Source organism: Bacillus sp. FSL K6-6540, from assembly GCF_038007545.1.
Window position 1 is genome coordinate 1230271 of sequence record NZ_JBBOXH010000002.1, and the last position, 13208, is coordinate 1243478.

At 48.3% G+C, this 13208-nt stretch carries 4 protein-coding genes; 2 read left to right on the forward strand and 2 right to left on the reverse strand.

Annotation, left to right across the window (positions count from 1 at the left end; translation table 11 throughout):
* Positions 1-69: 69 nt before the first annotated feature.
* A complete protein-coding gene (gene hxlB / locus MHH82_RS38740) occupies positions 70-627 on the reverse strand; it encodes a 6-phospho-3-hexuloisomerase (RefSeq protein ID WP_021481820.1) in 558 nt (185 codons plus the stop codon).
* Between the two features lie 5 nt (positions 628-632).
* Entirely contained in the window at positions 633-1265 is a 633-nt protein-coding gene (hxlA, locus tag MHH82_RS38745; RefSeq protein ID WP_021481819.1) for a 3-hexulose-6-phosphate synthase, read from the reverse strand.
* 231 nt (positions 1266-1496) lie between these two features.
* Between hxlA and hxlR the strand changes: the two genes are divergently transcribed.
* Together hxlR and srfAA are read left to right on the forward strand one after the other, a co-directional pair.
* Positions 1497-1859 (forward strand): transcriptional activator HxlR, encoded by a 363-nt coding sequence (gene hxlR, locus MHH82_RS38750; protein WP_003246265.1) that lies wholly within the window; start codon positions 1497-1499, stop codon positions 1857-1859.
* Between the two features lie 573 nt (positions 1860-2432).
* Positions 2433-13196 (forward strand): surfactin non-ribosomal peptide synthetase SrfAA, encoded by a 10764-nt coding sequence (gene srfAA / locus MHH82_RS38755; protein ID WP_340970621.1) that lies wholly within the window; start codon positions 2433-2435, stop codon positions 13194-13196.
* Positions 13197-13208 lie beyond the last annotated feature (12 nt).

Consider the following 13208-nt stretch of genomic DNA (forward strand, 5'->3'; position numbering starts at 1 on the left):
GGTTTTTGGGTTTAAAGTTTTATTTTTAAAAAATAAAACCGGCCTGATTTTCAGGCCGGTTGTGTGATGCTATTCAAGGTTTGCGTGGTGAGTGAACATAGTTTCAGAATCGAGTGCTTTTTTCTCCATGAGTTTTAAAATCACTGCATCATAGAAGAGCAGCAAAGTTTGTTCAAATAATGATCCCATTGGCTGAATGGTTTTATAGCTTCCGTTTGACTGGTCTTTAGGAGAACCAGGCATTCTGATGATGAGGTCCGCTTGTTTTCCGATGCTTGATTCCGGATTGATGGTTAAAGCTGCAACAATTCCGTGTAAGCTTTTTGCTTTTGCTGCGGTATGAATCAAGCTCTTTGTCTCGCCTGATCCTGAGCCGATAATAACTAGATCTCCTTCGGCGAGCGGCGGAGTGAGAATCTCACCTACTATATGGGCGTTGAAGCCCATGTGCATCAATCTCATCGCGAAGGATTTTGCCATCAGGCCAGACCGCCCCGCACCCGCAGTGAAAATTTGGTGGGATGAAAGAATGTGATCGGCAAGCTGGTCAGCCTCTTCATTAGAAATATAAGCTGCTGAACGGTGTAACTCATTGAGAATTTCCGCTACGTATTCAGTCGTTTTCATCGGAGTTATCCTTGGGCAATCAGCTGCTTCATTTTTGAAGCTGTTTCCGCCTTATCAGCTGCGCTTGTAATTCCGCCCCCGACAATGACAAGGTCAGGCTTTTGCTGGATCACTTCTGGTAGTGTATCAAGTTTGATGCCGCCCGCGATTGCGGTTTTTGCGTTTTTTACGGTGTTTTTGATTGTCGTTAATTCTTCGAAAGAGTTCTTGCCCTCTGCTTGAAGATCATAGCCAGTGTGGACGCAGATGTAGTCAACACCGAGTGCGTCAATTTCTTGCGCACGGGACTCGATATCTTTCACGTTAATCATGTCCACTAAGATTTTCTTCTTTTGTTTTTTGGCTTCTTCTACTGCGCCTTTAATCGTTGCGTCGTCTGTAGCCCCTAAAACGGTGATGATGTCAGCGCCTGCTTCCGACGCTTTCATAATTTCGTAGCCTCCGGCATCCATGATTTTCAGGTCTGCAAGAACCTTCAATTGAGGAAATGCTTCTTTTATTTCTTTAACGGCTCTTAGGCCTTCATTAATGACGACCGGTGTTCCGATTTCAACTACGTCGATGTATTGTTCTACCTCTTTGACAAGCTCAATGGCTTCTGGAATGTTGACGAGGTCTAATGCAAGCTGTAATTCCATTGTTGATCCACTCCCTTTTTCGAATTATTGTTCATTCTATAGGTTCCCTCTTTTGTTGAGAAGTAGGCACTTTGAAGTCAACAAGTTACTTGGAGGATACTGTGAGGAGAGGCAATCAGATTTCTTTCGCTTGATTTTATGAGTGAGTATAATGAAAAAAGAGTCTGCAAAAAAGTAAGTAAGTGATGATACGTATCTAACATACAAAAAGGTTACTAAGGGGGGATTCTATTGAGCCGGATGGACGACAAAAGGTTTAATTGTGAGAAGGAATTAACGCTTGCAGTGATTGGCGGTAAATGGAAAATGCTCATTTTGTGGCATTTAGGAAAAGAAGGCACAAAACGGTTCAATGAATTAAAAACATTGATTCCTGATATTACGCAGAAGATCCTCGTGAATCAGCTGAGAGAGCTTGAGCAGGATATGATTGTTCACAGGGAAGTGTATCCGGTTGTCCCGCCGAAGGTTGAATATTCTCTGACCCCGCACGGAGAAAGCCTCATGCCTATTCTTGAAGCCATGTATGAGTGGGGTAAAGGCTATATGGAATTGATTGATATCGACAAAAATGTCATGAAAGAATCGTTGTAAGACGCTCTTCGCAAGGGTGTCTTTTTTTTGCCTTTTTTCGGTTTTTGCGCGGTACACATAGTCATGTAAAGATTGTAAATTGCAGTCAGCAATAAAAAAAGATTGAACGCAACAGTTCGGTTTAAAAATTTTTATTTTTCTGTAAATAATGTTTAGTGGAAATGATTGCGGCATCCCGCAAAAATATCCCTGTAAATAAACTGGAATCTTTCGGCATCCCGCATGAAACTTTTCACCCATTTTTCGGTGATAAAAACATTTTTTTCATTTAAAGTGAACGGTAGTAAGATAAAAAATATTGAAAACAATGAATAAATAGCCAAAATTGTTTCCTATTAGGATAGGGGATCTTGCGGTCTTTATCCGCTTATGTTAAACGCCGCAATGCTGACTGACGGCTGCCCGTTTTTATAGCGGCAATCTGTTTTTTGTTTGGAAGCTCAGCTTTTTAAGTGTAGTACTTTGGGCTATTTCGGCTGTTAGTTCATAAGAATTAAAAGCTGATATGGATAAGAAAGAGAAAATGCGTTGCACATGTTCACTGCTTATAAAGATTAGGGGAGGTATGACAATATGGAAATAACTTTTTACCCTTTAACGGATGCACAAAAACGAATTTGGTACACAGAAAAATTTTATCCTCACACGAGCATTTCAAATCTTGCGGGGATTGGTAAGCTGGTTTCAGCTGATGCGATTGATTATGTGCTTGTTGAGCAGGCAATTCAAGAGTTTATTCGCAGAAATGACGCCATGCGCCTTCGGTTGCGGCTAGATGAAAACGGGGAGCCTGTTCAATATATTAGCGAGTATCGGCCTGTTGATATAAAACATACTGACACTACTGAAGATCCGAATGCGATAGAGTTTATTTCACAATGGAGCCGGGAGGAAACGAAGAAACCTTTGCCGCTATACGATTGTGATTTGTTCCGTTTTTCCTTGTTCACCATAAAGGAAAATGAAGTGTGGTTTTACGCAAATGTTCATCACGTGATTTCTGATGGTATCTCCATGAATATTCTCGGGAATGCGATCATGCACATTTATTTAGAATTAGCCAGCGGCTCAGAGACAAAAGAAGGAATCTCGCATTCATTTATCGATCATGTTTTATCTGAACAGGAATATGCTCAATCGAAGCGGTTTGAAAAGGACAAGGCGTTTTGGAACAAGCAATTTGAATCGGTGCCTGAACTTGTTTCCCTGAAACGGAATGCATCCGCAGGGGGAAGTTTAGATGCTGAGAGGTTCTCTAAAGATGTGCCTGAAGCGCTTCATCAGCAGATTCTGTCGTTTTGTGAGGCGAATAAAGTCAGTGTTCTTTCGGTATTTCAATCGCTGCTCGCCGCCTATTTGTACAGGGTCAGCGGCCAGAATGATGTTGTGACGGGAACCTTTATGGGCAACCGGACAAATGCGAAAGAGAAGCAGATGCTTGGCATGTTTGTTTCTACGGTTCCGCTTCGGACAAACATTGACGGCGGGCAGGCTTTTTCAGAATTTGTCAAAGACCGGATGAAGGATCTCATGAAGACACTCCGCCACCAAAAGTACCCGTATAATCTCCTGATCAACGATTTGCGTGAAACAAAGAGCTCTCTGACCAAGCTGTTTACTGTTTCTCTTGAATATCAGGTGATGCAGTGGCAAAAAGAAGAGGACCTTGCCTTTTTGACTGAGCCGATTTTCAGCGGCAGCGGATTAAATGATGTCTCGATCCATGTGAAGGATCGATGGGATATTGGGAAACTCACCATCGATTTTGATTACCGCACTGATTTATTTTCACGTGAAGAAATCAACATGATTTGTGAGCGCATGATTACGATGCTGGAGAACGCGTTAACGCATCCAGAACATACAATTGATGAATTAACGATGATTTCTGATGCGGAGAAAGAGAAGCTGCTTGCGAGGGCCGGCGGTGAATCTGTGAGCTACCGTAAGGACATGACGATCCCGGAACTGTTCCAAGAAAAGGCTGAGCAGCTTTCAGATCATCCAGCGGTTGTATTTGAAGGTCGTACATTGTCCTATCGAACGTTACATGAGCAATCTGCACGCATCGCCAATGTGCTGAAACAAAAAGGGGTTGGCCCGGACAGTCCTGTCGCGGTTTTGATTGAACGTTCTGAACGGATGATTACAGCTATCATGGGGATTTTAAAAGCCGGCGGAGCCTATGTGCCGATTGATCCGGGTTTTCCTGCTGAGCGCATTCAATATATTTTGGAGGACTGCGGGGCGGACTTCATCCTGACTGAATCGGAGGTTGCGGCGCCTGAAGCCGATGCTGAGCTGATTGACTTAGATCAGGCGATTGAGGAAGGTGCAGAAGAAAGCCTGAATGCAGATGTGAACGCTCGGAACCTTGCCTACATTATTTACACATCGGGAACAACCGGACGCCCGAAAGGCGTTATGATCGAGCATCGCCAGGTTCATCATTTGGTTGAATCTCTGCAGCAGACGATTTATCAAAGCGGCAGCCAAACCCTGCGGATGGCATTGCTTGCGCCGTTCCACTTCGATGCGTCAGTGAAGCAGATCTTCGCGTCGCTTCTTTTGGGACAAACCCTTTATATCGTACCGAAGAAAACAGTGACGAACGGGGCCGCCCTTGCTGCATATTATCGGAGAAACAGCATTGAGGCGACGGATGGAACACCGGCTCATTTGCAAATGCTGGTAGCAGCGGGCGATTTTGAAGGCCTAAAACTGAAGCACATGCTGATCGGAGGAGAAGGCCTGTCATCTGTTGTTGCGGACAAGTTGCTGAAGCTGTTTAAAGAAGCCGGCACATCGCCGCGTTTGACCAATGTGTACGGGCCGACGGAAACGTGCGTTGACGCGTCTGTTCATCCGGTTATCCCGGAGAGTGCAGTTCAATCAGCGTATGTGCCGATCGGGAAAGCGCTGGGGAATAACCGCTTATATATTTTGGATCAAAAAGGCCGGCTGCAGCCTGAAGGCGTGGCGGGCGAGCTTTATATCGCGGGAGACGGTGTGGGCCGAGGCTATTTACATTTGCCTGAATTAACGGAAGAGAAGTTTTTACAAGAGCCATTCGTGCCGGGCGATCGCATGTACCGGACCGGAGACGTGGTGCGCTGGCTTCCAGATGGAACAATCGAATATTTAGGCAGAGAGGATGACCAGGTCAAAGTCCGCGGATACCGGATTGAGCTTGGGGAAATTGAGGCCGTGATTCAGCAGGCGCCAGACGTTGCAAAAGCCGTTGTATTGGCACGCCCTGACGAACAGGGAAATCTTGAGGTTTGCGCATATGTTGTGCAGAAGCCTGGAAGCGAATTTACGCCAGCCGGCTTGAGGGAGCATGCGGCAAGACAGCTTCCTGACTATATGGTGCCGGCTTACTTTACAGAAGTGACAGAAATTCCGCTTACGCCAAGCGGCAAAGTCGACCGCCGCAAGCTGTTTGCACTAGAGGTGAAGGCTGTCAGCGGCACTGCCTATACAGCGCCGCGAAATGAGACTGAAAAAGCAATCGCAGCCATTTGGCAGGACGTGCTGAACGTTGAGAAGGCGGGGATCTTTGACAATTTCTTTGAAACTGGCGGGCATTCATTGAAGGCCATGACCCTTTTAACAAAGATTCATAAGGAAACAGGCATCGAGATTCCGCTTCAATATTTGTTTGAGCATCCGACGATTGCGGCTCTTGCAGAGGAGGCTGATCACAGAGAAAGCCGGGCATTTTCGGTGATTGAACCTGCTGAAAAACAGGAGCATTACCCGCTTTCCCTGGCACAGCAGCGAACATATATCGTCAGCCAGTTCGAGGATGCGGGAGTCGGCTACAACATGCCGGCAGCAGCAATTCTGGAAGGGCCTTTAGATATTCAAAAGCTGGAGCGCGCATTTCAGGGGTTAATCCGACGCCACGAGTCTTTGAGAACGTCATTTGTTCTTGAAAACAGCACGCCGAGACAGAACATTCACGATAGCGTTGATTTCAACATCGAAATGATTGAAAGAGGCGGCCGCTCAGATGAGGCAATTATGACTTCATTCGTTCGGACATTTGATTTGGCGAAAGCTCCGCTGTTCAGAATCGGTTTGCTGGGGCTTGAAGAGAACCGTCATATGCTGCTGTTTGACATGCACCACTTGATTTCTGACGGTGTATCGATTGGCATTATGCTGGAGGAGTTAGCACGCATTTATAAAGGCGAACAGCTTCCTGAGCTTCGCCTCCAGTATAAGGACTACGCTGTATGGCAAAGCAGACAGGCTGCTGAAGGGTACAAGAAGGACCAGGCTTATTGGAAGGAAGTCTTTGCAGGCGAGCTCCCGGTGCTTCAGCTTCTGTCCGATTACCCAAGACCACCTGTTCAAAGCTTTGAAGGGGATCGGGTGTCAATCAAGCTGGATGCGGGGGTAAAGGATCGCCTCAATCGTTTGGCTGAACAAAACGGCGCCACTTTATATATGGTGATGCTGTCCGCTTACTATACGCTTTTGTCAAAGTATACGGGACAGGATGACATCATTGTCGGGACACCGTCAGCGGGCAGAAATCACTCCGATACAGAGGGCATTATCGGGATGTTCGTCAATACGCTTGCGATTCGCAGTGAGGTGAAGCAGGATGAGACGTTTACCCAATTGATCTCGCGTGTCCGCAAACGGGTGCTGAATGCCTTTTCTCATCAGGACTATCCGTTTGAGTGGCTTGTTGAAGATTTGAACATCCCGCGTGATGTTAGCAGGCATCCGCTGTTTGACACGATGTTCAGCCTTCAAAACGCGACAGAGGGCATTCCGGCTGTCGGCGATCTGTCCTTGTCTGTTCATGAGACCAATTTCAAGATTGCCAAATTTGATTTGACGGTGCAGGCGAGAGAAATCGATGAAGGCATTGAGCTTGATTTGGATTATAGCACGAAGCTGTTTAAACAAAGCACGGCAAACAGGCTGCTTACGCATTTTGCGCGTTTGCTTGAAGATGCTGCGGCTGATCCAGAGAAGCCGATTTCTGAGTATAAGCTTCTTTCTGAAGAGGAGGCCGCTTCGCAAATTCAGCAGTTTAACCCGGGCAGAACACCTTATCCTAAAGATAAAACAATTGTTCAGCTGTTCGAGGAGCAAGCGGCGAATACGCCAGACCACACTGCGCTTCAATATGAAGGCGAATCACTCACTTATCGTGAACTGAATGAACGGGCCAATCGTTTAGCCCGCGGCATTCTTTCTCTTGGAGCTGGCGAAGGCAGAACTGCGGCTGTCTTATGCGAGCGGTCAATGGATATGATTGTGTCGATCTTGGCAGTATTAAAATCAGGTTCGGCTTATGTTCCGATCGATCCGGAACATCCGATTCAGCGGATGCAGCATTTCTTCCGTGACAGCGGAGCAAAGGTGCTTCTCACTCAGAGGAAATTAAAGGCTTTGGCGGAAGAAGCGGAATTTAAGGGCGTTATCGTGCTAGCCGATGAGGAAGAAAGCTATCATGCCGATGCGCGAAATCTCGCACTGCCTCTTGATTCTGCAGCAATGGCCAACCTGACGTATACTTCCGGAACGACTGGAACACCTAAGGGGAATATCGTGACACATGCCAATATCCTCCGCACGGTAAAGGAAACGAATTATCTCAGCATTACAGAACAGGATACGATTCTCGGTCTTTCCAATTACGTGTTTGACGCGTTTATGTTCGATATGTTCGGCTCTTTGTTAAACGGAGCCAAGCTGGTGCTGATACCGAAGGAAACCGTTTTGGACATGGCTCGCCTGTCCCGCGTCATTGAACGGGAGAACATCAGCATTCTCATGATTACAACCGCTTTGTTCCACTTGCTTGTGGACTTGAATCCGGCATGCTTGTCAACGCTTCGCAAGATTATGTTTGGCGGGGAACGGGCTTCGGTTGAGCATGTCAGAAAAGCTTTGCAAACGGTTGGAAAGGGCAAGCTCCTTCACATGTATGGACCGTCTGAAAGCACGGTTTTCGCGACGTATCATCCGGTTGATGAATTGGAGGAGCACACGCTGTCTGTTCCGATTGGAAAACCGGTCAGCAATACGGAAGTATACATTCTTGACCGTACGGGACACGTGCAGCCTGCCGGGATTGCCGGAGAGCTTTGCGTCAGCGGCGAAGGACTCGTGAAAGGCTATTACAACCGTCCAGAACTGACTGAGGAGAAATTTGTTCCCCATCCGTTTACATCCGGCGAACGCATGTATAAAACGGGAGACCTTGCGAGATGGCTGCCGAATGGCGACATCGAATTTATCGGGCGAATCGACCATCAGGTGAAGATTCGCGGACAGCGCATCGAGCTTGGAGAAATCGAACATCAGCTGCAAACCCATGATCGTGTTCAGGAAAGTGTTGTGCTTGCCGTTGATCAAGGAGCGGGAGATAAACTGTTGTGTGCTTACTATGTCGGAGAGGGAGACATCTCATCACAAGAGATGAGAGAGCATGCTGCGAAGGACTTGCCGGCATATATGGTTCCTGCGGTGTTTATCCAAATGGACGAGCTGCCGCTGACAGGGAACGGAAAAATTGACCGGAGAGCGCTGCCGATTCCTGATGCCAACGTTTCAAGAGGTGTTTCATATGTTGCGCCACGCAATGGAACGGAACAAAAAGTCGCAGACATTTGGGCACAGGTACTTCAGGCAGAACAAGTCGGCGTTTATGACCACTTCTTTGACATTGGCGGACATTCATTAGCAGGCATGAAGATGCTTGCCTTGGTTCATCAGGAACTGGGCGTTGAGCTGTCACTCAAGGATCTCTTCCAATCACCGACGGTTGAGGGCTTGGCACAGGTGATTGCCTCTGCTGAAAAAGGGACAGCCGCAAGTATCAGCCCGGCAGAGAAACAAGATACGTATCCTGTTTCTTCACCGCAAAAACGGATGTACGTGCTTCAGCAGCTTGAGGATGCGCAAACGAGCTATAACATGCCGGCGGTTCTGCGCCTGACAGGTGAGCTTGATGTTGAAAGGCTTAACAGCGTCATGCAGCAGTTAATGCAGCGTCATGAAGCCTTGAGAACCACGTTTGAAATAAAAGATGGAGAAACGGTGCAGCGGATCTGGGAAGAGGCTGAGTGCGAGATAGCCTATTTCGAAGCCCCGGAAGAAGAGACAGAGCGGATCGTTTCTGAGTTTATTAAGCCTTTCAAAATCGACCAACTTCCACTGTTCAGAATAGGGCTTATCAAGCATTCAGACACTGAGCATGTGCTGCTGTTCGATATGCATCATATTATTTCTGATGGTGCATCTGTCGGTGTGCTGATTGAGGAGCTTTCAAAGCTGTACGACGGAGAAACCCTTGAGCCGCTCCGTATTCAATATAAGGATTATGCCGTGTGGCAGCAGCAGTTCATTCAGTCTGAGCTTTACAAGAAGCAAGAAGAGCATTGGCTGAAGGAGCTGGACGGAGAGCTGCCGGTGCTGACGCTTCCGACTGATTACAGTCGGCCTGCCGTTCAAACATTTGAGGGAGACCGCATTGCATTTTCATTAGAAGCAGGCAAAGCTGATGCTCTGCGCAGGCTTGCAAAAGAAACGGATTCCACGCTTTACATGGTGCTTCTGGCTTCATACAGTGCATTTTTATCAAAACTTAGCGGGCAAGACGATATCATCGTCGGTTCACCTGTGGCCGGACGATCTCAAGCGGACGTCAGCCGCGTCATCGGAATGTTCGTCAATACATTGGCGCTTCGCACGTATCCGAAGGGTGAAAAGACCTTTGCTGACTATCTTAACGAAGTGAAAGAAACGGCACTCAGCGCATTTGATGCGCAGGATTACCCGCTTGAGGATTTGATCGGAAATGTTCAAGTTCAGCGTGACACAAGCAGAAACCCGTTATTCGATGCAGTTTTTTCAATGCAAAATGCGAATATAAAGGATTTAACAATGAAAGGGATTCAGCTTGAGCCGCATCCGTTTGAACGGAAAACAGCCAAGTTTGACCTCACGCTGACGGTTGACGAAACCGACGGAGGGCTTACATTCGTACTCGAATACAATACAGCTCTGTTTAAGCAGGAAACGATTGAACGATGGAAGCAATATTGGATGGAGCTTTTAGATGCAGTTACTGGGAACCCGAACCAGCCGCTTTCCAGCCTGTCACTGGTCACCGAGACAGAAAAGCAAGCGCTTCTTGAGGCATGGAAGGGCAAGGCGCTGCCTGTGCCGACAGACAAAACGGTTCATCAGCTATTCGAAGAGACTGTCCAGCGCCACAAAGACCGCCCGGCTGTCACATACAACGGCCAGTCTTGGACGTACGGCGAGCTGAATGCGAAGGCAAACCGTCTCGCGCGGATTCTGATGGACTGCGGCATCAGCCCGGATGACCGCGTCGGCGTTCTCACGAAGCCGTCGCTTGAAATGTCCGCCGCGGTGCTCGGCGTCTTGAAAGCCGGAGCGGCGTTTGTGCCGATCGATCCTGACTACCCGGATCAGCGGATTGAGTATATTTTACAGGACAGCGGCGCGAAGCTTCTCTTGAAACAGGAAGGGATTTCAGTGCCGGACAGCTTTACGGGAGATGTCATTCTTCTCGATGGAAGCCGCACGATTCTAAGCCTGCCGCTTGATGAAAACGACGAGGGAAATCCAGAAACCGCTGTAACCGCGGAGAACTTGGCGTACATGATTTACACGTCTGGAACGACCGGACAGCCGAAGGGTGTCATGGTCGAGCACCATGCGCTTGTGAACCTGTGCTTCTGGCACCACGACGCGTTCAGCATGACAGCGGAGGACCGCAGTGCGAAGTACGCGGGCTTTGGATTCGACGCTTCCATTTGGGAGATGTTCCCGACTTGGACGATCGGCGCTGAGCTTCACGTCATTGATGAAGCGATCCGCCTCGATATCGTCCGCCTGAACAATTACTTCGAAACGAACGGCGTAACGATCACGTTCCTGCCGACACAGCTTGCGGAACAGTTCATGGAGCTTGAGAACACATCACTTCGCGTATTGCTCACTGGAGGAGACAAGCTGAAGCGCGCAGTGAAAAAGCCGTACACACTCGTCAATAACTACGGGCCGACAGAGAATACGGTCGTTGCCACGAGTACAGAAATCCATCCGGAGGAAGGCTCACTTTCCATCGGAAAGGCCATTGCCAATACGAGAGTATACATTCTCGGCGAGGGCAATCAGGTGCAGCCGGAAGGCGTAGCCGGAGAGCTTTGCGTGGCGGGGCGCGGACTGGCACGAGGCTATCTGAATCGAGAAGACGAAACCGCGAAGCGGTTTGTCGCTGATCCGTTTGTGCCGGGTGAGCGCATGTACCGCACCGGCGATTTGGTGAAATGGACGGGCGGCGGCATCGAATACATCGGCCGGATCGACCAGCAGGTCAAGGTCCGCGGCTACCGGATCGAGCTCTCAGAAATTGAAGTCCAGCTCGCCCAGCTTTCTGAGGTGCAGGATGCGGCGGTAACAGCTGTCAAAGATAAAGGCGGCAATACAGCGATCGCGGCGTATGTCACACCGGAAACAGCTGATATAGAAGCGCTGAAATCAGCACTGAAGGAAACCCTGCCGGATTACATGATCCCGGCGTTCTGGGTGACGCTGAACGAGCTTCCGGTTACGGCAAACGGCAAGGTGGACCGCAAAGCCTTGCCTGAGCCGGACATCGAAGCGGGAAGCGGAGAATACAAAGCGCCGACGACCGACATGGAAGAGCTGCTTGCCGGCATCTGGCAGGACGTGCTTGGAATGTCTGAAGTCGGTGTCACCGACAATTTCTTCTCGCTTGGCGGAGATTCCATCAAAGGAATTCAAATGGCGAGCCGCTTGAACCAGCACGGCTGGAAGCTGGAAATGAAAGATCTCTTCCAGCACCCGACGATCGAGGCGCTTACCCAATATGTAGAGCGTGCCGAAGGCAAACAGGCAGACCAAGGCCCGGTGGAGGGCGAAGTCATCCTGACGCCGATCCAGCGCTGGTTCTTTGAAAAGAACTTCACGAACAAGCACCACTGGAACCAATCGGTGATGCTTTACGCCAAAAAGGGCTTTGATCCTGAACGGGTGGAGAAAACATTGCAGGCGCTGATCGAGCATCATGACGCGCTCCGTATGGTCTACCGTGAGGGACAGGAAGACGTCATTCAATACAACAGAGGTCTTGAAGCTGCTTCAGCTCAATTGGAGATCATCCAGATTGAGGGCCAAGCTGCAGATTACGAAGACCGTATAGAGAGAGAAGCGGAGCGTTTGCAAAGCAGCATCGACTTGCAGGAAGGCGGCTTGTTAAAAGCAGGCTTGTTCCAAGCGGAAGACGGAGACCACTTGCTTCTTGCCATTCACCACTTAGTGGTTGACGGCGTGTCGTGGCGGATTTTACTGGAGGATTTCGCCGCAGTATATACACAGCTTGAGCAAGGCAATGAACCGGTTCTCCCGCAGAAAACACATTCATTTGCAGAGTATGCAGAGAGATTGCAAGACTTCGCGAACTCCAAAGCCTTTTTGAAAGAAAAAGAGTATTGGAGACAGCTTGAAGAACAAGCTGTCGCGGCAAAGCTTCCGAAAGACCGCGAATCTGGTGATCAGCGAATGAAACATACAAAGACAATTGAATTCTCGCTGACTGCTGAAGAGACAGAACAGCTCACTACAAAGGTGCATGAGGCATATCACACAGAAATGAATGATATTTTGCTGACGGCATTCGGATTGGCAATGAAGGAGTGGACGGGTCAGGATCGAGTAAGTGTTCATTTAGAGGGGCATGGACGTGAAGAAATCATAGAAGATCTGACCATTTCCCGCACAGTCGGCTGGTTTACAAGTATGTACCCAATGGTGCTCGATATGAAGCATGCGGATGATCTGGGCTACCAGCTGAAGCAAATGAAAGAAGATATCAGACATGTGCCGAATAAGGGAGTCGGATACGGCATTCTGCGCTATCTGACGGCACCGGAACATAAAGAAGATGTGGCGTTCTCGATTCAGCCGGATGTCAGCTTCAACTATTTAGGTCAGTTTGACGAAATGTCGGATGCAGGTTTGTTTACGAGATCAGAGCTGCCATCAGGACAGTCGTTAAGCCCTGAAACAGAAAAACCGAATGCGCTGGATGTTGTCGGATATATCGAAAACGGAAAACTGACGATGTCACTGGCCTATCATTCTCTTGAATTTCATGAAAAAACAGTACAAACATTCAGTGACAGCTTTAAAGCGCATCTTCTCAGAATCATTGAACATTGCCTATCTCAAGACGGTACGGAACTGACCCCGAGTGATCTTGGTGACGACGATTTGACGCTGGATGAGCTGGATAAATTAATGGAAATTTTCTAATAGAGGTGGCAT